The 25,123-nt window shown below is 67.2% G+C and carries 29 protein-coding genes and 1 tRNA gene; 21 read left to right on the forward strand and 9 right to left on the reverse strand.

Going from position 1 to position 25,123, the window contains the following annotated elements:
- Positions 1-171: 171 nt before the first annotated feature.
- The 7 genes from hemC (at position 172) to ACE3O8_RS01290 (ending at position 5,400) form a co-directional block, all read left to right on the forward strand.
- Positions 172-1,095, forward strand: coding sequence for a hydroxymethylbilane synthase (gene hemC / locus ACE3O8_RS01260; RefSeq protein WP_374385941.1), 924 nt, complete (start codon positions 172-174; stop codon positions 1,093-1,095).
- Complete coding sequence (locus ACE3O8_RS01265; protein WP_374385943.1) at positions 1,092-1,802, forward strand: uroporphyrinogen-III synthase; 711 nt, start codon at positions 1,092-1,094, stop codon at positions 1,800-1,802. Before hemC ends, ACE3O8_RS01265 begins: the two co-directional genes overlap by 4 nt.
- On the forward strand, positions 1,795-2,799 hold the full coding sequence (locus ACE3O8_RS01270) for a hypothetical protein (protein ID WP_374385945.1): 1,005 nt from the start codon (positions 1,795-1,797) through the stop codon (positions 2,797-2,799). The genes ACE3O8_RS01265 and ACE3O8_RS01270 overlap by 8 nt, the downstream gene beginning before the upstream one ends.
- Before the next feature lie 76 nt (positions 2,800-2,875).
- Complete coding sequence (locus tag ACE3O8_RS01275) at positions 2,876-4,177, forward strand: UDP-glucose/GDP-mannose dehydrogenase family protein (protein ID WP_374385948.1); 1,302 nt, start codon at positions 2,876-2,878, stop codon at positions 4,175-4,177.
- Positions 4,178-4,244: 67 nt separating this feature from the next.
- Positions 4,245-4,336 (forward strand) — tRNA-Ser (locus ACE3O8_RS01280).
- Between the two features lie 180 nt (positions 4,337-4,516).
- Positions 4,517-5,020: a cytochrome c family protein gene (locus tag ACE3O8_RS01285; protein WP_374385950.1), complete on the forward strand. Its 504-nt coding sequence runs from the start codon at positions 4,517-4,519 to the stop codon at positions 5,018-5,020.
- Positions 5,021-5,139: 119 nt separating this feature from the next.
- Positions 5,140-5,400: a hypothetical protein gene (locus ACE3O8_RS01290; RefSeq protein ID WP_374385952.1), complete on the forward strand. Its 261-nt coding sequence runs from the start codon at positions 5,140-5,142 to the stop codon at positions 5,398-5,400.
- Here ACE3O8_RS01290 and ACE3O8_RS01295 read toward each other — a convergent pair.
- The 5 genes from ACE3O8_RS01295 to ACE3O8_RS01315 form a co-directional block, all read right to left on the reverse strand.
- Complete coding sequence (locus ACE3O8_RS01295) at positions 5,397-6,392, reverse strand: LLM class flavin-dependent oxidoreductase (RefSeq protein WP_374385954.1); 996 nt, start codon at positions 6,390-6,392, stop codon at positions 5,397-5,399. The two genes, ACE3O8_RS01290 and ACE3O8_RS01295, sit on opposite strands and share 4 nt — an antisense overlap.
- Entirely contained in the window at positions 6,392-7,588 is a 1,197-nt protein-coding gene (locus tag ACE3O8_RS01300) for a CCA tRNA nucleotidyltransferase (protein ID WP_374385956.1), read from the reverse strand. Before ACE3O8_RS01300 ends, ACE3O8_RS01295 begins: the two co-directional genes overlap by 1 nt.
- The gene (locus ACE3O8_RS01305; protein WP_374385958.1) at positions 7,585-8,178 is read right to left on the reverse strand and encodes a CoA pyrophosphatase; all 594 of its coding nucleotides are present in this window, start codon (positions 8,176-8,178) and stop codon (positions 7,585-7,587) included. The genes ACE3O8_RS01300 and ACE3O8_RS01305 overlap by 4 nt, the downstream gene beginning before the upstream one ends.
- Positions 8,162-8,764, reverse strand: coding sequence for a DUF1285 domain-containing protein (locus tag ACE3O8_RS01310; protein WP_374385960.1), 603 nt, complete (start codon positions 8,762-8,764; stop codon positions 8,162-8,164). The genes ACE3O8_RS01305 and ACE3O8_RS01310 overlap by 17 nt, the downstream gene beginning before the upstream one ends.
- Before the next feature lie 67 nt (positions 8,765-8,831).
- Entirely contained in the window at positions 8,832-9,353 is a 522-nt protein-coding gene (locus ACE3O8_RS01315) for a GNAT family N-acetyltransferase (RefSeq protein ID WP_374385962.1), read from the reverse strand.
- Between the two features lie 250 nt (positions 9,354-9,603).
- Here ACE3O8_RS01315 and ACE3O8_RS01320 point away from each other — a divergent pair, with 250 nt between their 5' ends.
- Positions 9,604-10,236 carry a glutathione S-transferase family protein gene (locus tag ACE3O8_RS01320; protein ID WP_374385964.1) on the forward strand — a complete coding sequence of 211 codons (633 nt, stop codon included), beginning with the start codon at positions 9,604-9,606 and terminating at the stop codon, positions 10,234-10,236.
- Here the strand turns inward: ACE3O8_RS01320 and ACE3O8_RS01325 are convergent.
- The 3 genes from ACE3O8_RS01325 to ACE3O8_RS01335 form a co-directional block, all read right to left on the reverse strand.
- Positions 10,225-10,839: a hypothetical protein gene (locus ACE3O8_RS01325; protein ID WP_374385966.1), complete on the reverse strand. Its 615-nt coding sequence runs from the start codon at positions 10,837-10,839 to the stop codon at positions 10,225-10,227. The two genes, ACE3O8_RS01320 and ACE3O8_RS01325, sit on opposite strands and share 12 nt — an antisense overlap.
- On the reverse strand, positions 10,839-12,011 hold the full coding sequence (locus ACE3O8_RS01330) for an acetyl-CoA C-acetyltransferase (RefSeq protein ID WP_374385969.1): 1,173 nt from the start codon (positions 12,009-12,011) through the stop codon (positions 10,839-10,841). The genes ACE3O8_RS01325 and ACE3O8_RS01330 overlap by 1 nt, the downstream gene beginning before the upstream one ends.
- 69 nt (positions 12,012-12,080) lie before the next feature.
- On the reverse strand, positions 12,081-13,142 hold the full coding sequence (locus ACE3O8_RS01335; RefSeq protein WP_374385971.1) for an alpha/beta fold hydrolase: 1,062 nt from the start codon (positions 13,140-13,142) through the stop codon (positions 12,081-12,083).
- Positions 13,143-13,250: 108 nt separating this feature from the next.
- Here ACE3O8_RS01335 and phaR point away from each other — a divergent pair, with 108 nt between their 5' ends.
- The 8 genes from phaR (at position 13,251) to ACE3O8_RS01375 (ending at position 20,218) form a co-directional block, all read left to right on the forward strand.
- Positions 13,251-13,814 (forward strand): polyhydroxyalkanoate synthesis repressor PhaR, encoded by a 564-nt coding sequence (phaR, locus tag ACE3O8_RS01340; protein WP_374385973.1) that lies wholly within the window; start codon positions 13,251-13,253, stop codon positions 13,812-13,814.
- 12 nt (positions 13,815-13,826) lie between these two features.
- Positions 13,827-15,224, forward strand: coding sequence for an FAD-binding oxidoreductase (locus ACE3O8_RS01345; RefSeq protein WP_374385975.1), 1,398 nt, complete (start codon positions 13,827-13,829; stop codon positions 15,222-15,224).
- 108 nt (positions 15,225-15,332) lie between these two features.
- Positions 15,333-16,085 carry a SapC family protein gene (locus ACE3O8_RS01350; protein WP_374385977.1) on the forward strand — a complete coding sequence of 251 codons (753 nt, stop codon included), beginning with the start codon at positions 15,333-15,335 and terminating at the stop codon, positions 16,083-16,085.
- A gap of 96 nt (positions 16,086-16,181) precedes the next feature.
- Entirely contained in the window at positions 16,182-16,799 is a 618-nt protein-coding gene (locus ACE3O8_RS01355; protein WP_374385979.1) for a YceI family protein, read from the forward strand.
- The gene (locus ACE3O8_RS01360) at positions 16,796-17,380 is read left to right on the forward strand and encodes a cytochrome b (protein WP_374385981.1); all 585 of its coding nucleotides are present in this window, start codon (positions 16,796-16,798) and stop codon (positions 17,378-17,380) included. Before ACE3O8_RS01355 ends, ACE3O8_RS01360 begins: the two co-directional genes overlap by 4 nt.
- On the forward strand, positions 17,380-17,931 hold the full coding sequence (locus ACE3O8_RS01365) for a YceI family protein (RefSeq protein WP_374385983.1): 552 nt from the start codon (positions 17,380-17,382) through the stop codon (positions 17,929-17,931). The genes ACE3O8_RS01360 and ACE3O8_RS01365 overlap by 1 nt, the downstream gene beginning before the upstream one ends.
- Positions 17,932-17,938: 7 nt before the next feature.
- Entirely contained in the window at positions 17,939-19,591 is a 1,653-nt protein-coding gene (locus tag ACE3O8_RS01370) for a long-chain fatty acid--CoA ligase (protein WP_374385985.1), read from the forward strand.
- 129 nt (positions 19,592-19,720) lie between these two features.
- Positions 19,721-20,218: a PEPxxWA-CTERM sorting domain-containing protein gene (locus ACE3O8_RS01375; RefSeq protein WP_374385987.1), complete on the forward strand. Its 498-nt coding sequence runs from the start codon at positions 19,721-19,723 to the stop codon at positions 20,216-20,218.
- 54 nt (positions 20,219-20,272) lie between these two features.
- Here ACE3O8_RS01375 and ACE3O8_RS01380 read toward each other — a convergent pair whose 3' ends face one another.
- A complete protein-coding gene (locus ACE3O8_RS01380; protein ID WP_374385989.1) occupies positions 20,273-21,583 on the reverse strand; it encodes an amidohydrolase in 1,311 nt (436 codons plus the stop codon).
- A gap of 117 nt (positions 21,584-21,700) precedes the next feature.
- Between ACE3O8_RS01380 and ACE3O8_RS01385 the strand changes: the two genes are divergently transcribed.
- Genes ACE3O8_RS01385 through queA form a run of 5 tightly spaced genes read left to right on the forward strand, consistent with a single transcriptional unit; the run spans position 21,701 to position 25,117 of the window.
- Entirely contained in the window at positions 21,701-21,943 is a 243-nt protein-coding gene (locus tag ACE3O8_RS01385) for an exodeoxyribonuclease VII small subunit (protein WP_374385992.1), read from the forward strand.
- 9 nt (positions 21,944-21,952) lie between these two features.
- Positions 21,953-22,849 carry a polyprenyl synthetase family protein gene (locus ACE3O8_RS01390; RefSeq protein WP_374385994.1) on the forward strand — a complete coding sequence of 299 codons (897 nt, stop codon included), beginning with the start codon at positions 21,953-21,955 and terminating at the stop codon, positions 22,847-22,849.
- Positions 22,849-23,343 carry a pantetheine-phosphate adenylyltransferase gene (gene coaD / locus ACE3O8_RS01395; protein ID WP_374385997.1) on the forward strand — a complete coding sequence of 165 codons (495 nt, stop codon included), beginning with the start codon at positions 22,849-22,851 and terminating at the stop codon, positions 23,341-23,343. The genes ACE3O8_RS01390 and coaD overlap by 1 nt, the downstream gene beginning before the upstream one ends.
- A 51-nt stretch (positions 23,344-23,394) precedes the next feature.
- Complete coding sequence (locus ACE3O8_RS01400) at positions 23,395-24,096, forward strand: peptidylprolyl isomerase (protein WP_374385999.1); 702 nt, start codon at positions 23,395-23,397, stop codon at positions 24,094-24,096.
- 10 nt (positions 24,097-24,106) lie between these two features.
- Positions 24,107-25,117 carry a tRNA preQ1(34) S-adenosylmethionine ribosyltransferase-isomerase QueA gene (gene queA / locus ACE3O8_RS01405; protein ID WP_374386001.1) on the forward strand — a complete coding sequence of 337 codons (1,011 nt, stop codon included), beginning with the start codon at positions 24,107-24,109 and terminating at the stop codon, positions 25,115-25,117.
- The last annotated feature ends 6 nt before the right edge of the window (positions 25,118-25,123 follow it).

Consider the following 25,123-nt stretch of genomic DNA (forward strand, 5'->3'; position numbering starts at 1 on the left):
AAAACTGGGACCTTGCGGCCGCAAACCCGTGGACGGCGCGAACGCATGTTGCGCCGCCACGAAGTTTTCGCGCCTTGCATGAAGCTGTTTCATATTTCAAGCCTGATTGTTGACAAAGGCGCTCAACAGAGCTTGGCGCCCGTCGATGAAGCAGGCAGAAGGGCGCCTGTGATGACAGTCGCACCGATCCGCCTTGGCACGCGCGCCTCTCCGCTGGCGATGGCGCAGGCCCGGATGGCGGCTTCCGCCCTTTCCCTGACGCATGGCCTTAGGGAAGGCGATGTCCAAATCTTGCCAGTCCAGACCACCGGAGACAGGGTGCAGGACAGGCCGCTGGCCGAGATTGGCGGAAAGGCCCTCTGGACGAAGGAACTGGATCGCGCCCTGATCGAGGGTGAGATCGATTTCGCCGTTCATTCCATGAAGGATGTCGAAACCCGGCTCGCGGCTGGCGTGATGCTGGCGGCCGTGCTGCCCCGCGCCGACGCGCGCGACCGCTTGATCGGTGCCGATTCGATCGCCGACATACCGGCGGGCGCCATCGTCGGCACCTCCAGCCCGCGCCGTGCCGCGCAACTGCTCAACCGGCGGCCCGACCTGCGGGTGGAAAGCCTGCGGGGCAATGTGGAGACCCGGCTGCGCGCCATCGCAGACGGACGGGTGGCCGCCACCTTCCTGGCCGCCGCCGGGCTGGACAGGCTGGGGATTTCGGCTGGCGTCGCATTGTCGCTGGATGAGTGGCTGCCGGCGGCCTCGCAGGGGATCGTCGGCATCACCTGCCGGGACGGCGACGCCCGGATTGTCCCGCTGCTTGCCGCCATCAGCGATGCGGCGGCGTTCCAGGCGCTGAGGGCGGAGCGCGCGGTGCTGGAAGGGTTGGGCGGCAGCTGTCACACGGCTGTCGCCGTACACGCCGATTCCAGCCCGACAGGGAATCTGCGTGCCGAGCTGCTCAGCCCGGACGGCCGGGACAGCATCAGGGGGGAGGCCGATGTGACGACCGATCCGCATGCCGCCGGATTGCACCTGGCGCGCACGCTGATGAACCGCGCAACGCCCGCGATCCTGCAATCCCTGGAGCAGGCGCCGGCTTGACGCGGCCCCTTCTGCTGCTGACCCGGCCCGGGGAGGAGGCCGAGGCGACTGCAAGTGCCGCCGGCGCAGCCGGCTTCGAGACGCTGTCCGCTCCGCTCCTCCATATCGACGCGCTGGATTGGTCGCTGCCGGCCGACGCCGCGCCGGATGCCCTGCTGTTCACCAGCGCCCGCGCCCCGCACATCGTGGCATCGCGCAGGCCGGATCTGCGAAGCCTGCCCGCTTACGCCGTCGGGCCGAACACGGCCGCTGCGGTCGGCAGGGCCGGTTTCCGCCTCGCCGCAGTTGGCGAAGCGGATGGCAGCGCCATCGTGGCCCGGGCGGCCGCAGGGGGCGTCCGAAACTTGCTGCACATGGCCGGCGAACAGGCCGCGAGGCTGGATGTTCCAGAGGGCATCCGTCTCACCCGCGTGCCGGTCTATGCCGCCAGGCTTGCGGCCGACCTGCCGGAGGCCGCGCTGGAGGCCCTGCGGTCCGGCGCCTTGTTCGCGACCCTGCTGTTCTCGCCGCGCACCGCCGCGCATTTCCGTCAATTGCTTGATCAGCATCGGCTGGTGGTCGGGGCGCAGCGCATCATCGCCTTGAGTTCCGCCGTCGCAGAGGCAGCGGGCGATGGCTGGCAGGACGTTGGTGTCGCGGCGTCGCCCACGCGGGAACAGGCTCTGGCCGCCGCGATGGCGCTGTGGCAAGGCAAGCGCCATGGTTGATGGCCCGCTTGATGAACTGGACCGCCTGGCGGCCCGAAGCCTTGCCGCACGCGAAGCCGAATCGAAGCGCCGTCCCGGTCGCCCGGTCTGGCCCTGGGTGATATCCGCCGTGTTGCTGGCGTTTGCGCTGGGAATGATCGGCAGCCCCTGGTTCGAGCGCGAGGCGCGCAGCCACATGCCGGTCGAACTGCGCAGCGAATCCCTGCCTGCGCCCGATCCCCGCGTGGACGGGCTTGTCGAACGGATCGAACGGCTGGAATCGGCTGCTCCCCCGCCGGCGCTGCCCGCGACATCGCAAGCACAGGCGCCGGCCGTGGATGCGCTGGACGACCGCGTGGCAGCGATGGAATCGCAGGCCGGCACGCTGGCGGCCGCTGTGGAGGCGCTTGCGGCCGAACAGGCGCGCAGCAGCAATGCCCTTGCCCTGGAAGACAGCCGCCTGAAAGACCTGTTCCTGCTGGCGCTGGCCCGTCGCATGCTGGAGGCCGGGCGCCCGCTGACTTCGCTGGAGCCTGCTCTGGAGGCCCGTTACCGCCAGTCGGAACCCGCAGCGCTCGACGCGCTTCTGGCATGGTCCCGCGCGCCGCAGTCCCGCCATACGCTGAAACTGGGGCTGGATGCGCTGAACGGAGAGGTTGCGGCGCACAAGCCGGCAGAGAAGGGCTGGTGGGACCGGCTGAAGGAGCGATTGGGCGGCCTTGTGACCGTGCGGGAATCGGGTGGCTCGCGACCGGTCGACCATCAGGCGCAGATGGCGAAAGCCGAAGACGCGATGGCGGCCGGAGACGTGACCCTGGCGATCGCAGCGCTGCAACCGCTGCCGCAGACGCAGGGCATTCGCCAATGGACGGCGGATGCGCGGCTGCTGCAGGCCGCCGATGCGGCCCTGTCGCGGCTCGAAGGGGCAGCGATCGACGATGCAGCGGCAAGGATCGCGCAGGATGCGCCTGCGCCCCCGCAGCCGCAGGCGGCTCCACAGGGGCAACCGGCGCCTTAACCAGCCGGCCCGCTTGCGCCCGCAATGCTGCACCGGCTAACGAGGGGCCGATCTCAACAGCGGGAACGGATTGCAGATGCGCGTCGCCATGATCGGATCGGGATATGTCGGGCTGGTGTCCGGCGCATGTTTCGCGGATTTCGGGCACGATGTCGTCTGCGTGGACAAGGATCCCGGCAAGATCGAGCGGCTGAAGGCCAATGTGATGCCGATCTACGAGCCGGGCCTCGACGATCTCGTCGAATCCAACGTGAAAGCCGGGCGGCTCAGCTTCACGACCGATCTGGCCGAGGGGATGAAGGGCGCACAGGCCGTCTTCATCGCCGTGGGCACACCCTCGCGCCGGGGCGACGGTCATGCCGATCTCAGCTATGTCTATGCGGCAGCAAAGGAAATCGCGCAGAATATCGAAGGGTTCACGGTGATCGTGACCAAGTCCACGGTGCCCGTCGGCACGGGGGATGAAGTGGAACGCATCATCCGCGAAGCCAATCCGAAGGCCGATTTCGCGGTTGCCTCCAATCCTGAATTCCTGCGCGAAGGCGCGGCCATCGCCGATTTCAAGCGCCCGGACCGCATCGTAGTCGGGGTGGAGGATGATCGCGCGCAGGCCGTTCTCGAGGAGCTGTATCGCCCGCTCTACCTGAACCAGGCGCCCATCATGGTGACGAGCCGGCGAACGTCGGAACTCACCAAATATGCCGCGAATGCCTTCCTGGCGGTGAAGATCACCTTCATCAACGAGATTGCGGACCTGTGCGAAAAGGTCGGCGCAAACGTGCAGGATGTCGCACGCGGCATCGGGCTCGACAATCGAATCGGCTCCAAGTTCCTGAACGCCGGGCCGGGCTATGGCGGCAGCTGCTTCCCGAAGGACACGCTCGCCCTCATCAAGACCGCGCAGGACAATGACGCGCCGGTGCGCATCGTGGAAACGGTCGCGCAGGTGAATGACAACCGCAAGCGGGCCATGGGCCGCCGCGTGATCGCGGCTGCGGGCGGCGATGTGCGCGGCAAGAAGATCGGCGTGCTGGGCCTTACCTTCAAGCCGAACACCGACGACATGCGCGACAGCCCGGCGATCGCGATCATCCAGACCCTGCAGGACGCGGGCGCAAGGGTTTCCGCCTTTGACCCTGAAGGCGTGGAGCAGGCAAAGCTGGTGCTGCAGAATGTCGACTATGCCGACAGCCCCTATGCCGCTTTGGACGGCGCGGACGCGATGGTGCTGGTGACGGAATGGGATGCCTTCCGCGCCCTCGATCTGGCGCGGGTGAAGAGCCTGCTGAAGTCTCCGGTGGTGGTGGATCTGCGCAATGTCTATCGCGCCGACGAGATGGCGCGCCACGGCCTCCAGTACAGCGGCATCGGCCGTTAGCGGCTGGCCTGCCAACCGGTTGCAACGGCGGACTTCCCTCTCTATAGCCCGCCGTCTGCTGCTGCTCGGAGTCGTGGGTGAGTGGCTGAAACCAGCAGTTTGCTAAACTGCCGTACTGGGTAACCGGTACCGAGGGTTCGAATCCCTCCGACTCCGCCACATTTGTGCAAAATCAGCAGGTTACCCGAAATTCTTCGATGGTGTGCGCTATCGGCGCCGTGCGTGCAGCGGCGTCGTGCCACGGCCAATTGCGTTGCAGTGCCACCCGGCCTCGCTATAGACTTGCCACGTTGCGGAATCGCGGGCCAGGGGGCCACGCCTGCCAGTGAAGGGGTGTCGATGAACAAGGGAATTCCGGGCCTTACGGGGTCGGCCGCGCTGCTCCTGCTGCTCGCCGCATGCGGCTCCAAGCCAGCGGAAACCGCTGCGCCCGCCGCCGAACCGACGGCAACTGAGGCCACGCCCGCCGCCGACGCCGCACCAGCAGCGCCTGCGCCAGCGCCTGCCCCTGAGGTTTTCGCCGAGCTGACCGGTGATGCCGCTGCCGGGAAGACCGTGTTCATCCAGTGTCAGGCCTGCCATTCGCTGAAGGAAGGCGAAAATCGCGTGGGCCCGTCGCTGCACAAGGTGATCGGCGCGACGGCCGGGCATGTAGCCGATTTCCGCTATTCCGACGCCAACAAGGGCAGCGGGATCGTCTGGACGGAAGAGAAGCTGTTCGAATATCTGAAAAATCCCCGTGCGACGGTGCCCGGCACCACGATGGCGTTCGCCGGAATTGCCGATCCGCAGAAGCGCGCAAACCTGATCGCCTATCTGAAGGCGAACGGCGGGGCCGGCTGATCGGGGCTGCGTTCAATTCCCGCGCGCCACGGCCGTGAACCGGGGAAGGGCTGACGCCCCCGGTTTCGGCTGAAGGAAGGGCGCAGGCAATGGATCTTGGCGGGCACAGGGCCTTTCGCATGGGGTCCGCCCAGCTCCCCAGAGAGGAGGCTTCCGGCCGCGTCGGGCTGTCATTGCTCGCCACCGCCTGGTCAGCCCTCGGATCGGGCCGTGCGGAAAGCGTCTGCCTCCTTCTGCGATCCGGCAGTCTCATCGAAGGGGTGCTGGCGATCCGCATGGATGGGGCCATCGCCGAAGCAGCGACGCGACCGGGCCATTTCACCCACGCCTTCGCAGTGGACGAGGTGGTGATGGTTCGGCAGGTCCCGCGCGGCGGCTAGAGCCCGAAGGCTTCCGCCATCAGCCGGTAGCTGTGCATCCGGTCCTGATGGTCGTGCAGAATGTTCACCAGCATCAATTCATCCGCGCCATAGAGCGCTGCCTTCGCCTCCAGCGCTGCGCGGCATTCCGCAGCCGTGCCGATGATCGGCCGGCGCGCGGTCGGCATTGGCACCGGGTTGGCCGCCAGCCAGCCGGCAGCGATGTCCGGCGCGGGCACGGCGATCAATTGCCCCTGTTGCAGGTGGGCGAACATCATGCGCGAGGGCCCGGCCATCCATTGCGCCCGCTCGCTGCTGTCGGCCGCCACCACCCAGCAGGCCACCACCAGTTTAGGCTGTTCGGCGCGGGGCGACGGGCGGAACGCGGCGCGATAGCGATCCGCCAGATGCGGCACTTCGCCCGCGATGAAATCGGCGATGCAATAGGGAAGGCCCAGCGCCCCTGCGAGGTCCGCGCTGTCGGGGCTTGATCCCAGCATCCAGATCGCGGGCTTCGCGGGGCCTCCGGGCAGGTTCATCGCCAGGTGCCGGAACGGATGCTCCGGCGGAAATGCGCGGTCATAATAGGCCATCAGCTCCTGCACCTGCTGCGGGAACTCCATCGGCGTGCGCTGCCGCCGGTCCTGCTGCAGGGCATAGGCGGTCAGCTGGTCGGCGCCGGGCGCGCGCCCCAGGCCCAGGTCCACGCGTCCGGGAAACAGCGCTTCCAGCATGGAAAAGCTCTCGGCCACCTTGAAGGGGGAATAATGCGGCAGCATCACGCCACCGGTTCCGATGCGGATACGCGCCGTTTCCCGGCCGATCGCTGCCAGCATGATTTCCGGGGAGGCCGAGGCAAGCGCCGGCGTCGCATGATGTTCCGCCATCCAGAAGCGGTGATAGCCCAGCCTGTCCGCCAGCGCGGCCAGTTCCAGCGAATTGCGCAGCGCCTGCCCCCCGCTGCCGCCGTCGGAAATCGGGGACTGGTCAAGAACGGAGAGCTTCAGGCCCATCAGCGCACCTCCAGCACATCCCGGGCGATCGCCATCACCTGGTTCCGGTCGGCCGGAAAGCCCGCCTCGATCCAGCGATGCTCCACCTCGGCCAGCCGGCGGGAAACAGCCGGCCCCGGCGCAAGGCCCATGGCGATCAGATCCTTGCCGGAAATCGGCAGGCGAGGGCGGGCATAGGCGGAAAGCGGCCCTGCCCACTGCGCGGCACGCGCGTCCCCCGTCAGCAGCAAACGGTCCAGCGTTGCGGCGGGGCCGATGGAATAGGCGAGCGCCCGTGGGTCATCCGGCACCGGCGTACGGGTCGCCGCCTGGATCAGCCGCGATTTCTCGGCATTGGAATGCTTCAATCTGTTTCCGATTTCCATTGCCGTTTCAGTATTTTCTGGAATGATGCAGGCAAGTCGTCTCAGCCCATCGGCCTGAACATGCGCGTCAGCCTCCGCCCGGATAAGCCGATCCAGACCGGGCACCCTCTCCGCCACGATCTCGGGCAGAACGGGCTTCAGAATAGCATGCGCCAGCATGGCGGACAGCGTGGCCGAAGGGGCGGGCAGGGCCAGCAGCTTCAGCAGTTCGTCCCGGATGCGCTCTCGCGAAAGCGCCATCAGGTCGTTCGCTCTCGCCGCACAGGCGGCCAGGCCGGGGCCGTCCAGGTCCGGTGCGAAGCGGGCCGAAAAGCGGAAGAAGCGCAGGATCCGCAGATGATCCTCGGCAATGCGCGCCAGCGGTTCGCCGATGAACCGCACCCGCCGGGCGGCCAGATCCTCCAGCCCGGCGAACCAGTCGAACAGCTCGCCCGTCAGCGGATCGGCATAGAGCGCGTTGATGGTGAAATCCCGCCGCGCGGCATCTTCCTTCCAGTCGGGCGTGAATGCCACTTCGGCGTGCCGGCCGAAGGTGGCGACATCCCGGCGCAACGTCGTCACCTCATAGGGCGTGCCGCCCGCCACCGCCGTCACCGTGCCATGGGCAAGGCCCGTCGGCACCGCCCGGATGCCCGCTGCTTCCAGCCGCTCGATCACCGCCTGCGGCGAAAGCCGCGTGGCCAAATCCAGATCGGAAACGGGCAGCTTCAGCAGCCAGTCCCGCACGGCGCCGCCGACCAGCCTTGTCTCGCCCGCCTCTGCCGAAAGCGCGCGCAGCAGCTTGCCCATGCCGGGCCGGTCTGCCCACAAGGAAGGGTTCAGCCCCGTCATGCCAGCCGCGACGCCAGGTTCACCAGCATGCCCGCCGTCGCGCCCCAGATCATTCGTCCTTCATATTCAATCACATAATATCGGCGCAGGCGCCCCTTCCATTCCGCTTCGCGCAACAGATGGTTGCGCCTGTCCAGCACGAAATCCAGCGGAACCTCGAACAGATCCGCCACTTCATGCGGGTTGGGAGACAGCGACAGGCCCGGCTCGATCGTCCCCACAACCGGCTGCACCGAATAACCGGTGCCGGTCTGATAGACATCGCCCATGCCCATCACCTCGACGGCGGATGGTTCCAGCCCGATTTCCTCCTGCGCCTCGCGCAGGGCCGCCGCCACCGGCCCGTCGTCTCCGGTGTCGATCCGCCCGCCGGGGAAGGCGACCTGTCCGGCATGATTGCGCAGATGCGAGGTGCGCGTCGTCAGCAGAAGGCGCGGATCCGGCGCACGGATGATGGGCACCAGCACGGCGGCCGGCACCAGCATGCCCGATGGCGCGGTGCCGAAGCCGCCAAAATCCTGGTCGCCGGCAAGAACCGGGCTGCCCGATGCCAGCAACCCTGCGCGGACCCGTTCAATCAGCGAAGGCAAAGAAGGCGCCTCCGCTCCACAGCCCCAGCGGGCCGCCCGCCTGCTCCTGCTCGGCCAGCGCCAGATCGGCCAGCTGGTAGAAGACCGGGCGGTTCACCAGCGCGTCCAGCGCCCGCCCGGCGGGCCCGCGCACATGCAGGTAGGGGCGCGGTGTGCCGTCCACCGTCGTTTCCACGCGCAGCGGATTGCCCGGCCCGGCAATGACGATCTCATCCGTCAGCAGCCGGAAGGCAATCAGCCGGTCGCGCCCTTCGCCGTCGCTCGTCGCCTCGACAGCCAGGAACGGCGCATCCTCCACGTCGATGTCCAGCTTCTCGACAGGGGTGACCAGCACGAAATGGCCATCGGCTTCCCGCCTCAGGATGGTGGAAAACAGCTTCACCAGGGCAGGGCGCCCGATGGGGGTGCCGCCATGCAGCCAGCTTCCGTCGGCGCGGATGCGCATGTCGCTGTGGCCGCAATGCGTCGGGTTCCACTGATCTACCGGCGGCAGCCGCTTTTCCGCGGCCGCCTTCGCGATATCCGCGAGGCTGGCGCGGGAAAGATCCAGCGCGTCAGGCCTGATCGGTTCCGCAGTCGAGACCATGGCGGCGGACATGCGGCCCGCTGCCCCCGGCGTCAAGCAGCGAAGCTGCGAGGTGGCGCCGGGGCTGTCAGGCGGCGGCGCTGCCGATGCCGTGCGCCGCCAGCTGGGCAGGGCCGCGCAGCCGGTGCCCGGCCTTTGCCCGCAGCAGCAGCCTGTCCCGGTCGACTGGCCCCGGCAGCGTCCATTCGCCGGTGTGCTGGGCGGAAAAGCCCCAGCGGCCATAATAGGGCTCGTCGCCGATCAGCATCACGGGCAGGTGCAGGGCGTCCAGCTCCGCAAGCGCCAGGTCCATCAGCCGCACGCCGATCTGTTCGCCACGCCGGCCGGGGTGGGAAACCAGCGGCCCCAGCAGCGCGATGCGGCGGGTTCCCATGGGGTGCCGCCACTCCAGGTCCCAGCATTCCACGCTGCCAACAAGCTCGTCGCCGTCCAGCGCCACGAAGCTGGCGCGATCGATGCGCGGCGCGCCAGCGCGAAGGACGCTGGCGGTGCGCTTCTGCCGGGCAGGCCCGAAACAGAGGTCCAGAAGGTCGTCCACCCGTGCGGGGGACACGGCATCTTGAGATAGAAAGTCCACAGGCGCGTCCATGCAATTGATTTGTTTCGTGATCATGAAGGAAGTTTGAACTTCCGGAGGCTTTACCCGAACCCGATTGCCCGAAACTGCCTCTTCTCCCTGGGGGCTTCTGCCCCGCCGGATGGCCGCCAGCCACCCGCCCGCCGCGCTGCGCCCAAATGCGGGGCGCGCGGCGGTCAGCCGCGTCGAATTAGCTGTTTGGAGACGTGACCTTGCATGGTGGCGCGGCGTATAGCGACAATGGGGAGGAAATGAAAGACCCATGAAACTCTATGACATGGCGAAGGCGCCCAACCCGCGCCGGGTGCGGATGTTCCTGGCGGAAAAGGGCATCGACGTGCCGATGGTGCCGGTGGACATCCCGTCGGGCGAAAATCTCTCGGCCGACTATCTGGCGATCAACCCGCGAGGCCTGGTGCCGACACTGCAGCTGGATGACGGCCGGGTGCTGGACGAAAGCATGGCCATCTGCCGCTATTTCGAAGCCCTGCATCCTGAACCCGACCTGTTCGGCCAAACGCCCTTCGAACAGGCAGAGGTGGAGCAGCAGCAGCGGCGGATGGAGTTCGAGGGCCTGTTCAACATCGCCGCCGCCTTCCGCAACTCGGCGGAGGCCTATGCCGATCGCGGGGCGGCCGGCGCTTCCCCCGCAACCCCGCGCATTCCCGGCCTCACCGAACGCGGGCTGCTGCTAGCCCGCCACTGGCTCGACAGGCTGGAACGGCATCTGGAAGGGCGGGAGTTTGTCGCGATCGACCGGTTCAGCGTGGCCGACATCACCGCCTTCGTGTCGATCGACTTCGCCAAATGGGTGAACCTGCGCGCAGGGGCGGAACATCCCAACGTGCAGGCCTATCATGCCCGCATCAAGGCCCGCCCGTCCTCAGCCGCCTGACGGCGTTCCGCCGGCTTGCTCGTCTTCCGGCCGGTTCAGCCAGCGCGCGCCATGCTCCTCGGCCAGCGCGGCGACTGCCGGGGCATCCGCGATCTGCTCGAAGCGAAGCCGGTCCGCGCCTTCGTCCTTCAGCCGCCAGCTCAGATACATGTGCGGGGCTGAAAAGCGCAGCTCCTGCGCACCGGATTCCATCTCCGCGCCGAACAGCTGCGCCTCGCCCGCGATGCGGCCGCCCACCCACACCAGCGCCCGGCGGCTTGTCAGCATGTAATGCGCCCGCGCCCGCGCGCTGGATCGCAGCCAGACGGGCAGGGCGATGATCATCACCATCCCCGCCACCATCAACAGGATCAGCGGCATCGACGGGTTGTCCGGCTGTCCCGCAAACTGCGAACCCGCCAGATGCGGCCGGATCAGCCCCACGGCCGCCCAGGTCAGCAGGCCCAGCAGCAGCAGGAATCCCGCCAGCTCCCACAGCTTGCGCACCAGCATTCGCGGGCGGCCCTGCCACAGGATCGCCTCGCCCTCGCCGGGCGGCGAAGGCCGCCTGTTCAACCGCGCGGGCGCCAGCTCCTCGCCCGCAATCGCCTCGCCTGCCGACATCAGCGCTCCACGGTCAGCGCGATGCCCATGCCGCCGCCGATGCACAGGGTGGCAAGGCCCTTCTTCGCGTCGCGGCGCTGCATTTCGTGCAGCAGCGTCACCAGGATGCGCGCGCCTGATGCACCGATGGGGTGGCCGATGGCGATCGCGCCGCCGTTCACGTTCAGCTTCGCCGGATCGATGCCCAGTTCCTGCCCCACCGCCAGCGCCTGCGCGGCGAAGGCCTCGTTCGCTTCGATCAGGTCCAGGTCGGCAACGCTCCAGCCCGCCTTTTCCAGCGCCTTCTTCGAAGCCGGGATCGGCCCCAGCCCCATCACGGCCGGATCGACGCCGACCGACGCCCAGCTCTTCACCTTTGCCAGAACCGGCGCGCCGCGGCGGGCGGCTTCCGCCGCCGACATCAGCACCAGCGCAGCCGCCCCGTCGTTCAGGCCAGAGGCGTTCGCCGCCGTCACGCTGCCGTCCTTCTTGAAGGCGGGCTTCAGCGCTGCCATCGCCTCCACCGTGGCGCCGTCGCGGATATATTCGTCGCTGTCCACCACGACATCGCCCTTGCGGCCCTTCAGCGTGACGGGAACGATTTCATCGCGGAACCGGCCAGCTTTCTTCGCGGCTTCGGCCTTGTTCTGGCTGGCGGTGGCGAACTCATCCTGCGCGGCCCGGCTGATCTGATAGCGCTCCGCGATATTTTCCGCCGTCATTCCCATGTGATAGCCGTTGAAGGCGTCCCACAGGCCATCCTTGATCATGGTGTCCACAAGTTCCAGCGCGCCCATCTTCTGCCCGGCGCGCAGCGCCTGCGCATGCGTGGAAAGCGACATGGATTCCTGCCCGCCGGCCACCATGATCGCATGATCGCCGTTGCGGATCGCCTGCGCCGCCAGCGCGACGGTGCGCAGGCCCGATCCGCACACCTGGTTCACGCCCCACGCCGGCACCTCCTGCGGCACGCCGGCCGCCATGGAAGCCTGCCGCGCCGGGTTCTGCCCCTGCGCCGCCGTCAGCACCTGGCCCAGGATCACCTCGCCCACGTCCGCGCCGGCAATGCCCGCATCGGCCAGCGCAGCCTCGATCGCCGCCTTGCCCAGCACATGCGCCGGCGTGCTTCCGAAGCTGCCCATGAAGCTGCCGACAGGGGTGCGGCGGGCGGCGGCAATCACGACTTCGGTCATCGGGGCGTCCTTTCGTGGTCCTGTGGCCCGGCGAGGGGAACCGCGCGGCGGGGCCGTTTCCGCCCCGCTCTAGCGGCCGTGCAGCCAGTTTGAAAGCGGCACCCACAGGGTTTCGGCCGCGCCGGAGCCGACCACCATGCCGACATGCCCGGAATTGACGTCGCGGCGGTCGATCCCAGCCCTGCGCAGGCGCGCGGCCGGCGGCACGATGCGGTCCTTCGTCGCCCCGAAATCCAGGATGGGGGCGGTGATCGCGCCCGGATCGATCGCCTGCCCGCCCACGCGCCACAGGCCGCGCCCGATCCGGTCTGCGCCGAACGCCTTCAGGAACATGTCCCGCGCGGCGGGCAGGGGCAGGGGCGCGCCGCTGTTGGCCCAGTCCTCCACGGCCGCGAACCAGCCGACATGCGGATCATCCGCCGGGCGGCGGGACAGCGCCTCGAACTTCGCCAGCACGGCGTCCTCGTCCAGGCTCCAGAACAGCGGGTTCAGCAGCGTCACGGGAACCGCGCCCAGGCCCGCGCCCAGCGGCCTTATCGTCGTCCATGTCTCCAGCGCCGCGCGGCGCGCCTCTGCCGGGAAGCCGTCGAAGTGCCAGGGCGCCGCGATCAGCGCCAGCCGGTTCAGCCGCGCGCCCAGAAGCTGTGCGGCGGCAACGGCCAGCGTGCCGCCCATGCAATAGCCCAGCAGCGAAACCTGCCCCGGAAGCTGGCGCAGCAACGGCATCAGCCGCGCGGAAACCAGCCCGGCCATGCCCAGCCTGCGCTCGCTCCGGCCCATCGGCCCCCAGTCCAGCAGCAGCACATGATGCCCTTCGGCCGCCAGGTGCCGCACCAGCGATCGGCCCGGCGCCAGATCCAGCACGGCCGGCGCATTGATCAGCGAGGGGATCACCACCAGCAGCGGCCCGTCCACAGGCCCGCCCGCCTCCAGCAGCCGCACGCCGCCCCGCCGGGCCAGTTCGGCCATCGGCGGCATCGGCGCCGTCGGCGGCGCAGACTGGTAACGGTTCAGCCCGTCCAGAACCGCCTTCAACCGCTCCGGATCGTCGCCCAGCTTCCGGCTGGCCAGAGACAGGAACAGGGGCAGCGGATGCGGCCCGCGCCCGCGGCCCTTGCGCCGCTCAGTCATGCCGGACGCCGATGCTGCGCAGCACGGCTGCAAACGCACGCCGTTTGCGGCCCCTTGCTGCACATGCTAAGTCGGTTTCCATTCCATTTTTCTCCCGGATCGGAACCAATGCCCCAATCCACCGAAGGCGATGCCGCCCCCGTCATCATCAAGAAATACGCGAATCGCCGCCTGTATGACACGGAAAGCTCCAGCTACATCACGCTGGAACATCTCTCTGCGATGACGCGGCAGGGACGCGAGTTCAAGGTGGTGGACGCCAAGTCCGGCGACGATATCACCCACAGCGTTCTCACCCAGATCATCGTCGAGGAAGAGAATAGGGGCACGACCCTGCTTCCCGTCAGCTTCCTGCGCCAGCTGATCGCCATGTACGGCGATCAGATGCAGGCGATGGTGCCGCACTATCTCGAGGCTTCGATGGAAGCCTTCCGCCGCAACCAGGAACAGGTGCGCAGCACCATGATGGGCATGATGGCGGGCGGCTCGAACCCGTTCGAGGCGCTGGCCCGCCAGAACATGGCGATGATGAAGGCTGCCGCCGACATGTGGGGAACGCAGCCCGGCGCGCCGCAACCGCAGGCGGCCCCCGAAGCCGAAGACGATGTGAAGGCCCTGAAGGCCGAGCTTCGGGCGCTTCAGGCCAAGATCGAGAAACTGGTGAAGGACTGAGGCGGGCCGGGGATGTCCAGCCTGCCGCAGGCCGCGCTCGCCGAATTGCCGGCCGATATCGTCCGCACGGCACCGGAAGATCTCGCCCCGCACCTGACGGACTGGCGCGGCCAGAAGACGGGCAGGGCGGATGCGCTTCTGTTGCCGCGCAGCACGGCGGACGTGGTCAGCATTGTCCGCTGGGCGGGCCGTCATGGCGTGGGGCTGGTGCCGCAGGGCGGCAACACCGGCCTTGTCGGCGGCGGCGTTCCGGAACCGCAGCCGGTTGGGCCCGTTGTGGTCCTGTCCATGCGCCGCATGGCGGCGATCGAATCGATCGACCCGGCCGGCCTGTCCATGGTCGCGGAGGCAGGCGCGATCCTCGCCAATGTCCATTCGGCTGCCGAGGAAGCGGGTTGCCGCTTTCCGCTGTCGCTGGGTGCAAAGGGCAGCGCCACCGTTGGCGGGCTGGTTTCCACCAATGCGGGCGGGGTGCAGGTGCTGCGGCACGGCACGATGCGGTCGCTGGTGCTGGGGATGGAGGCTGTGCTGCCCGACGGATCGGTGCTGAACCAGCTGTCGGCGCTCAGGAAGGACAACAGCGGCTATGATCTGAAACAGCTGCTGATCGGGGCGGAAGGAACGCTTGGCGTCGTCACCCGCGTTGCGCTGCGGCTCGCGCCCGCGCTCACGCAGCGGACAACCGCTTGGGCGGGCCTGGCCTCGGCCGAACAGGCGCTGGCGCTGCTCCGGCGGCTTCGCGCCGAAGCGGGCGAAACGGTGGAGAGCTTCGAGCTGATCTCGGCCGAGGCGCATGACCTGACGCTCCATCACATGCCCGCGCTCCGGTCGCCCTTGTCCGGCGCGCATCGCTATCATGTGCTGATCGATCTGGGCGCGCCGCCGTCGGTGATGGAATCGGTTCTCGCCGCCGCCATCGACGCGGGCGAGGTGGAGGATGCCGCAATCGCCGCGTCGGATGCGCAGGCGGGCGGCATGTGGGCGATCCGGGAATCCATACCAGAGGCCGAAAAGCGCGACGGCGGCTCGATCAAGAACGACATTTCCGTGGCCGTTGCCGATGTGCCGGCCTTTCATGCCGAAGCCGTTCGCCTGCTGGCGGCCACGCATCCGGGAACCCGCGCCTTCGTTTTCGGCCACATGGGCGACGGCAATCTGCACTGGAACATCCTGCCGCCCGTCGGGGCGCCGGCCGGCTGGCTGAAGCAGGACGGCGAACAGGCCCGCACGCAGCTGCATGATCTGATCGCCCGCTTCCACGGCTCGATCTCGGCGGAACATGGCATCGGCACGCTGAAGGCGGCGGAACTGGCGCGCCTTGGCGATCCAGCGAAGCTTGCCGCCATGCGCGCGATCAAGGCCGCGCTCGATCCGCAGGGGATCCTGAATCCGGGCAAGCTGTTCGCCTGACGGCGGCTTGCTTGCGCCCCGCCTGATGCCGCGCTAGAGCCGCCGCCAAAACCGGCATGCCGTGGCGAACTGCGCGGCGCCTTCCACAGGATCAAGCAGGAATTCCAGATGGCCAGCCAACCCGCAGCCCCGCTTCCCCTTTTCTACCAGAACCTCATTCCGCTGACCTCTGACCTGCACGCCAATCATGGCCTTGTCGAACGCACGGAACTGAAGTTCGCGCGCGGCACCCATGCCGTGCCGATCACGGTTGACGAATTCGTGTCGGCCCAGCGCCATTACCCGATCGTCTTTTCGGACGGGCCTGAGGGCGTTCCGCTGGCGCTTGTCGGCCTGCGCGAGGGCGAGAACCTGTTCGTAGATGCCGACGGCAGGTGGATGGAGGGCACTTATGTCCCGGCCTATATCCGTCGCCACCCCTTCATGCTGGCCCGGCTGACGCCCGACGCCAATGTGCTCAGCCTGGTGTTCGACGATCAGGCCGGCCTGGTTGTGGACGGTGGGGACAACAAGCTGTTCGACGCGGACAAGCAACCCACGCAGGCCACGAAGAATGTGCTGCAATTCTGCGAGCAGTTCGAACAGGCCATCGCCCGCACCAAGAGCTTCATGGACGAGCTGAACAAGCTTGGCCTGCTGATGGACGGCCAGGCCCAGATCCAGAACCCCGGCATGGACCAGCCCGCGACCTTCGCCGGCTTCAAGATGATCGACGAACAGAAGCTGCAGAATATCCGCGGCGATCAGGCCCGCAAGATGGTGCAGAACGGCATGCTTGGTCTTGTCTATGCGCACCTCTTCTCGCTGTCGCAGATGCGCACCCTGTTCGCGATGGCAAACCCGGAACTCGCGGCCGCCTGAGGGGCCCCATAGATGTTCTATCCCCCGGCCGGCCTTGTCGGTCGGGGGGCTGCCGACTAGCATCAGCGCCTGTCAATTCCGATGCAGGAGGCAATGATGAAGCTTGTCCATTCGATGATCGCGGCTGCGGCCATGTTCGCCATGGCGCCCGTAGCGCCGCTTCTGGCGCAGGCCGCGCCGCTCGGCGTGCCCGCGGGCGAATATGGCCTCGACAAGACGCACGGCAGCCTGACCTTCACGATCAGCCACCTCGGTCTTTCGAACTACACCGCGCGCTTCGCCAGCTTCGATGCGACGATCACGCTGGATCCGAAGGTGCCGACCAACTCCGCCGTCACCGTCACGATCGATCCGAAATCCGTTCGCACCGACTTTCCCTTCCCCGAGAAGGAGGATTTCGACAAGGTGATCGCTGAGAAGTTCCTGCAGGCAGGCCAGTTCCCCACCATCACCTTCAAGTCGACCGGGCTGACGGCGACGGGCGCGACCACCGGCAAGCTGACGGGCGACCTCACGCTGCTGGGCGTCACCAAGCCGGTCACGCTGGATGTCACGCTGAACGGCGCGAAGGAGCATCCGATGCGCAAGATTCCGGTCCTCGGCTTCAGCGCCACCGGCAGCTTCAAGCGCTCCGACTTCGGCTCGGCCGCACTTCAGGGGCCGCTGGGCGACGAGATCAAGGTGATCATCGAAGCCGAGTTCTTCAAGAAGTGAGCGCGCCCCGCAGCAGCTACAGCCGCGTCGCGATCACCCTTCACTGGCTGATCGCGCTTCTCATCATCGGCAACTTCGTCGGCGGCCTGCTGATGGAGGACCTGCTGAAGCCCGACGCAACCGCCGCGCAGAAGCAGCTGGGCTTCACGATCGTGCAACTGCACAAGAGCTTCGGGCTCACCGTTCTCGTCCTCAGTCTCGCGCGGCTTGCCCTGCGGCTGACGGCGGGGGCGCCGCCGCTGCCCGCGCACATGACTTCGATCGAACGGCTGCTGGCGAAGGTCACCCATGTGGGCTTCTACGCCATCATGATCCTCGTGCCGCTGTCGGGCTGGGTGATGGTGTCGGCAAGCCCGCTCGGCTTCCCGACCATGTATTTCGGGCTCTTCGAATGGCCGCACCTGCCTGTCGCGACCAGCGCGGCGATCAGCGGCGCGGCTTCCGAAGCGCATGAGGTGATGGCGTTCATCGGCGTCGGCCTGTTCGTGCTGCACGTGGGCGGGGCGTTGAAGCACCACTTCCTCGACAGGGACGATGTGCTGGCCCGGATGCTGCCGTTCCTGCGCAAGACGGCGGCCTGATGCGGGCCATCGCCGCCCTCCTGATCCTGCTGGTGGCCGCCCCGGCGGCCGCCAGCGACTGGCTCGTGGTGCCTGCGCAATCCGGCATCGCCTTCAGCCCGGGCTGGAACGGGGAGGCGGTCGAGGGACGGTTCCCGAAGTTCAGCGCCGCCATCCGGTTCGATCCGGCGAAGCTGGCGCAGGCGCGTGTCGATGTCAGCATCGATCTTGCGGCAGCGACGACCAACGACAAGACGGTGAACGCAAGCCTGCCCGGCGCGGACTGGTTCGATGTGAAGAAGAACCCGGTCGCGCGCTTTCAATCCACAAGCATCACGCAGGTGAAGCCCGGCCAGTATCTGGCGAAAGGCACGCTCAGCCTGCGCGGCGTCAGCGTTCCGGTTTCGCTTCCTTTCACGCTTGCGATCCAGGGCAACACCGCCGTCATGACCGGTCAGACCAGCCTCGACCGCCGCAGTTTCCGGATCGGGATGGAAAGCGACGCCCCGGGGGCGTGGGTCGCGTTTCCGGTTCCCGTGAAGATCCGCATCACCGCAACCCGAAAGCCCTGACACGATCATGCCGAGATATGACCACCCGACGCCGCTGGACACGGTGTTCGAACCCAGCTGGATGCCGGACCTGCTGTTCCGCACCGCCGCGCGGCTGCCGGATGCCCCTGCGATCGACTTCATGGGCGCCGTCACCAGCTATGGCGAACTGGCGGTACAGGTGCGCAAGGCGGCGGCCGGGTTCCGCGCCATGGGGATCGGGCCCGGCTCCACCGTTGGCCTGTTCCTGCCCAACTGCCCCCATTATGTGATTGCCGCCTACGCCGCCTGGACGGTGGGCGCCCGGCTGGCCAATTTCTCGCCGCTCTACACGGTCGATGAACTCTGCCACCAGGTGGAGGACAGCGAGGCCGATGTGATGGTCACGCTGGATGCCAAGGCCCTGCTGCCCACGATCGAAGCGGTGCTGAAGTCCAGCCGCCTGAAGGCGCTGGTGATCGGCAATGTGGCCGAAGCACTGCCGCCGGCCAAATCGCTCCTCTATCGCCTGTTCAAACGCAGCGAGCGCAGCCGCTTCGAACAGGATGAGCGGCATGTGCCGTTCGCGACCCTGCTGGCCGGTGCGGAGTATCAGCCGCAGGGGCCGACCCCCACCACGGACGAAGTCGCGCTGCTGCAATATACCGGCGGCACCACGGGTGCGCCCAAGGGCGCCATGCTGACGCACGCGAACCTTTCGATCAATGCGCAGCAGGTGAACGCCATAGACGATCAGCCGGACGCGCCGGACCGCATCCTGGCCGCGCTGCCGCTGTTCCACATCTTCGCCCACACCTGCATCATGAACCGCACCATCCTGAAGGGTGCGCAGATGGTGCTGCTGCCGAAGTTCGAGGTGAAGGCCGCACTGCAAACCATCGCGCGCACGAAGATCACCGCGCTTCCCGGCGTGCCGACCATGTATCGCGCGCTTCTCGATCACCCGCAGCTCGGCCGCTACGACCTCAGCTCGATCCGCATCTGCATTTCGGGCGGTGCGCCATGTCCGGAACCGCTGCAGATCGCGTTCGAGGCGGCGACGGGCGCAAAGCTGATCGAGGGTTATGGCCTGACGGAAAGCTCCGGCGTGGTTGCGGCGAACCCTTATTCGGGCGGCAAGCCCGGCACCATCGGCCAGCCCGTGCCCGGCACGGAAATCCGCCTGCTGGACAAGGACGACCCCACGAAGCCTGCTGCGCCAGGCGCGAACGGCGAACTGGCCTTCCGCGGCCCGCAGATGATGAAGGGCTATTGGAAGCACGACAATGTCGGCGTCTTCGCTGACGGCTTCCTGCGCACGGGCGATGTCGCAGATGTGGACGCCGACGGCTATTACCGCATCGTCGACCGGCTGAAGGACATGATCATCGTCGGCGGCTTCAAGGTCTTCCCCAGCCAGGTGGAGGATGTGCTCTACACCCACCCGGCAGTGAAGGAGGCGATCGTGATCGGCGTGCCGGACGCCTATCTGGGCGAACGGCCGAAGGCCTTCGTCACGCTCGCAGACGAAGCCGTCGCCACCCCTGACGAGCTGCTGAAATGGCTGAACGGCCATCTGGGCAAGCATGAACGGGTCGTCGGCGTGGACATCCGGGAGAGCCTGCCCAAGACGATGATCGGCAAGCTCAGCCGCAAGGAACTGGAGGCCGAAGAACGCGCCAAGGCTGCCGGAGCGGCATGACCGAATTCGGATTTCACATTGTGAAACAGTATTAATATATTGATTTACAATTAGAATTTTAAATGGAATTGCAACACGGCCTGCGCCATTGTGCTGACAAGAACAAGGAAAAGCACAAGGGGTCGCAAAATGAACATGAAGTCCGCACGCGCCGTGATTGCCGGCCTGGTGGTGGCAATGGCCACGCCGGCGATGTCCGCAACCTACCTGTTCAACTTCACTGCACCGGGCTACACGGGCAGCGGGCACTTCCACACGCTGGATAGCGCGCCGTCGACCGTCGTCGGGATCGACGGCCTTTTGAACGGCAACATGATCACGGGCCTCAGCAGCTTTGCATCTGCCAACCAGACCCTGCTGGCCGGCGCCCCCTATTTCACGATCAACGGCATCTCCTTCACCGCCGGCGGCGTGTCGTACAATCTCTATGACTATGGCGGGCCGGGCATCACCAACAGCGTCGACAATCCCGGCGGCGGCTATGCCGCGCTCACGCCGCTCACCACGATCAGCGTCACCGAAGTGACGGCCGGGGTGCCGGAAGCGGCGACCTGGGCGATGATGATCTTCGGTTTCGGCCTGGTCGGCGCCTCTGCCCGCCGCCGCCTGCGCGTCGTCGCTGCCTGACGGGCTTGCTGCGGGGGGTTGGTGCGGCACGGGCCGCACCGGCCCCTTCATCCGTCAGTTTGCGGGCCGGTCGCGGCGGGGCTGCTGTTCCAGAAAGCGCATGGCGCTCAGCACATGCGCCTTCACCCCCGTTGTCAGCGCCTTCTCGTTCACGGTGAAGAAGGGGCTGTGATTGGGCGGCGTGTCCTCCGCCGAGACGCCGTCCGGGCTGATGCCCAGGAAATAATAGACGCCGCCGACAGCCTCCATGAACACGCTCACATCCTCGGATGGTGTGACCGGCGTGGCGGCCGGATTGATGTTGCCGGTCCCCGCCGCTTCTGTCAGCGGCCCCTGCAGCCAGTCCGAAAGGGCAGGCTCGTTATAGGTCAGCGGGCCCGACAGGAAAAACTCGGTCTTCGCCTTGCTGCCATAGGCAAGTGCCACTGAATCCACCATTTTCGTCACGTCGGCCATCAGACGGTCGCGCTGCGCCACATCAAAGGTGCGCATCGTTCCCCCCATTTCCAGCTGGTCGGGAATGATGTTGAAGCGAACCCCGGCATTCACGGTGGCGATGGTCAGCACGGTCGGGAAACTGGTCGGGTCGATCGTCCGCGCCGTCAGCCTGTTCACCTCCTGAATGGTCGTGGCCGCCTGCGAGATGATGTCGATCCCGCGCCAGGGCTGCGCGCCGTGCGTCTGGCTGCCGTCGATGGTGATCTTCACCCGCCGTGCTTCGGCCATCATGCCCTTCGGCCGCCACGCCAGCGTGCCCGCCCGCGCCGGCCATACATGGATGCCAAAGATCGCATCCGGCACGGGCGAGGCGATGGCGCCTTCGTCCTTCATCAGTTGCGCGCCGCCCTTCTCGCCGGGGGGCGGGCCTTCCTCGGCGGGCTGGAAGATCAGCACCACCGTGCCCGGCACATCGGCCTTCAGCTTCGCCAGCACGTCCGCCGCGCCCATCAGCATGGCGACATGCGCGTCATGCCCGCAGGCATGGGCCACCGGCACGGTTGCGCCATTATAGGTGCCCGTGGCGGTGGAGGCGAAGGGCAGGCCGGTCGCCTCCTTCACGGGCAGGGCGTCCATGTCCGCCCGCAGCGCCACCACGCCGCCGGGCCTGCCGCCCTTCAGCACGCCGACAACGCCGGTCACGCCCACCTTTTCCCGCACCTCATAGCCCAGCGCGCGCAGATGCTTCGCCACCAGGGCCGCCGTCCGCACCTCGCGGTTGCCCAGTTCGGGGTGCTGGTGGATGTCGCGCCGCCAGCCGATCACTTTCGCCTCGATCGCGTTGGCTTCCGCCTCCACCTTTGCAAGCGGAACGGCGGCAGCGGCCGGCATGGACATCAGCAGGGCGGCAAGGGCGAACTGGCGCAAAAGAGGGCTCCTTGAAATGTGCCGGCGAACGCTAGGACCGGGGGGCGGGCCGGGCAAGTGGCGCAGATGGCTTGACCGGCCAACCGCCGCCGTCCAAAGGCCCAAGCCGGAGAGTGTATGGCCGCAACAGACGACATTTCCACGCTGAGTTTCGAAGCCGCGCTGCAGCGCCTCGAGGCGATCGTGAAGCAGCTGGAATCCGGCGATGCCCCGCTGGAAGCCGCCATCGGCCTGTACGAGGAAGCGCAGGCGCTGAAGGCCCATTGCGAAGCCCGGCTGTCGGCGGCCGAAGCCCGCATCGCCCAGCTCCAGATCGACCCCGACGGCCGCCCTGCCGGCGAAACCCCCTTTCCCGGCTGAACGGATCCCATGCAAGCAAACCACCATCTGAAACCCGCGCTCGAAGCCATCAGCGAAGCCGTCGATACCCGGTTCGACCGGCTGTTCCCCCTGCCGGAAGATCCCCGCCGCCGCCTCTATGAAGCGATGCGCTATTCGGTGATCGGCGGCGGCAAGCGGATGCGGCCGCTGCTCGTCGTGGCAGCCTGCGACCTTTTCAACGTCGACAGGGAACGCGCCCTGCGCGTCGCCCTCGCGATCGAGCTGGTCCATGTCTACAGCCTCGTCCACGATGATCTGCCCTGCATGGACGACGACGACCTCAGGCGCGGCAAGCCGACCGTCCACAAGGCGTTCGACGAAGCCATCGCCGTCCTGACCGGAGACAGCCTGTTCGCCGTCGCCTTCGAGCTTCTGGCGGATGAAGCGACGCACGAGGACCCCTTCGTGCGATCGGAACTGGTGCTGGAACTGGCCCGCGCATCCGGCCCGGCCGGCATGGCCGGCGGCCAGATGATGGATCTCGAGGCCGAGAATGCCACCTTCGACCTGCCCACCACCACCCGGCTTCAGCAACTGAAGACCGGGGCGTTGATCGGCTTCGCGGTCGAATCCGGCGCCATCATGGGCAAGGTCGGCCCGCAGACGCGGCTGAAGCTGAAGGGCTATGCACGGGATCTGGGCCTCGCCTTCCAGATCGCGGACGACCTGCTCGACGTTGAGGGCGACGCCGAAGCGGCCGGCAAGGCGCTGCGCAAGGATGAAGGGCGGGGCAAATCCACCTTCGTCTCGCTGCTTGGCGTGGAACGCGCCCGCAAGCAGGCCGAAATGCTGATTGATCAGGCCATCCACCATCTCCAGGGCTTCGGCCCGGAAGCGGATCTTCTGCGCGCCATCGCCCGCTTCGCAATCGAAAGGGACCGCTGATGCGGATCGGTGTCTATCCCGGAACCTTCGATCCCATCACGCTGGGGCATATGGACATCATCGCGCGCGGCGCGAAGCTGGTGGACAAGCTGATCATCGGCGTCGCCACCAACCCGTCCAAGTCGCCCCTGTTCTCGCTGGAGGAGCGGGTCGGCCATGTCCGCCGGGAAACGGCCCACATCGGCAATGTGGAAGTGGTGTCCTTCGATGCCCTTCTCATGCACTTTGCAGAACAGCAGGGCGCATCCGTGATCGTGCGCGGCCTGCGCGCGGTTGCGGACTTCGAATATGAATTCCAGATGGCGGGCATGAACCAGCAGCTGAACGCGGACATCGAAACCGTGTTCCTGATGGCGGATGTCGCGCTTCAACCCATCGCTTCGCGGCTGGTGAAGGAAATCGCCACATACGGCGGCGTAATCGACAAGTTCGTGTCTGCAGGCATCGCCGCCGAAGTGCAGGCACGCATCGCCGCAAATGCCAGAAAGGGCTGATCTCTTGCCGTTCAGCCTGCCGAAACAGTCCGCCAGCGAGAAACCATTTTCATGATCCGCCTCCTGCTCGCAGCCGCTGCGCTGGCCTTCGCTTCGCCCGCCCTCGCCGGCCAGCTGCCGCACGAATCCGCCCCGAAGGCGGATGCCGGCAAGGCGCCGCCCACGGTGGTCGCAACCTCGCCATCGCCGCTGATGGATCCGGAAAACATCCTGTATCTCGATCTCTCCACCGGTGGTCGCGTCGCGATCCTGCTACGCCCGCAGGTGGCGCCAGCCCATGTGGAGCGGATCAAGACGCTGACACGCCGCGGTTTCTACGACGGCATCCTGTTCCACCGCGTGATCGACGGCTTCATGGCGCAGACCGGTGATCCCAAGGGCACGGGGGAGGGCGGTTCAGACCTCCCGGACCTGAAGGCCGAGTTCAACGACCTGCCGCATGTGCGCGGCACCGTTTCGATGGCCCGCACCCAGGATCCGGACAGCGCGAACAGCCAGTTCTTCATCATGTTCCAGCCGCTTCTCAGGCTGGATCGCACCTACACCGTGTTCGGCCGGGTGTTTTCGGGCATGCAGTGGGTGGACGCGATCGAACGGGGCGAGCCGCCCGCCAATCCGTCGCGCATCCTGCAGGCCTCCATCGCGGCAGACAACAAGGCCCCGCCCGCCTTCCCGGCACCGAAGGCCGCGACCGATCCCGTCGCCGAGGAAGCCGCCAAGCTGCTGCAACAGGCCCAGCAGCCGAAGAACTGAGGCTGCGCCCATGCGCGTCGCCGATTTCGATTTCGTGCTGCCAGAGGACAGGATCGCCCTGCGTCCGGCCGTTCCGCGCGATTCCGCCCGGCTGCTGCGGGTTTCGCCACAGGGCCTTTCCGATCACATCGTGAACCAGTTGCCCGCGCTGTTGTCGCCGGGCGACGTGCTGGTGACGAACGACACGCGGGTGATCCCGGCCCAGCTTTCGGGCCGGAAGGGCGAAGCGACCATCGATGTCACGCTGCACATGCGGCTGGGCCCCTATGAATGGCTCTCGTTCGTTCGCAATTCCCGGCGGCTGAAGGCGGGGGACCGGGTGCGTTTCGGCCCCGATCTGGACGGTATCGTGCTGTCCAAGGCTGAGGGCGGCGAAATCCACTGGCGTTTCGAAAGCAGCGAGCCGCTGGAAGTGGCGCTGGAGCGTGCCGGCCGGATGCCGCTGCCGCCCTATATCGCCCGCAAGCGGGGCATCGACGAGGCCGACACCCGCGATTACCAGACCATCTTTGCCCGCGATCCCGGCGCGGTCGCCGCCCCCACCGCCGCGCTGCATTTCACCGCCGATCTGCTGGCCGCGCTGGACGCGCGCGGCATCACGCGGGAAACGGTGACACTGCATGTGGGCGCGGGCACCTTCCTGCCCGTGAAGGCAGAAGACACGGCGGATCACCGCATGCACAGCGAATGGGGCCATGTGCCAGCCGATGTCTCGGCCCGGCTGAAGGCGGCGAAGGCGGAAGGTCGGCGCATCATCCCCGTTGGCACCACCTCGCTGCGCCTGCTCGAATCCTCCGGGCTGGAGCCGTTCACGGGCACCACGGACATCTTCATCACGCCGGGCTATCGCTTTCGCGCCATCGACGGGCTGATGACGAACTTCCACTTGCCGAAAAGCACGTTGTTCATGCTGGTGAGCGCGCTGATGGGGCTGGATCGGATGCAGGCGGCCTATGCCCACGCCATCGCGCATGGCTATCGCTTCTACAGCTATGGTGACTCGTCGCTGCTGCTGCCCTAAGCGCTG

Source organism: Sandaracinobacter sp., assembly GCF_041909755.1.
Classification (GTDB): domain Bacteria; phylum Pseudomonadota; class Alphaproteobacteria; order Sphingomonadales; family Sphingomonadaceae; genus Sandaracinobacteroides.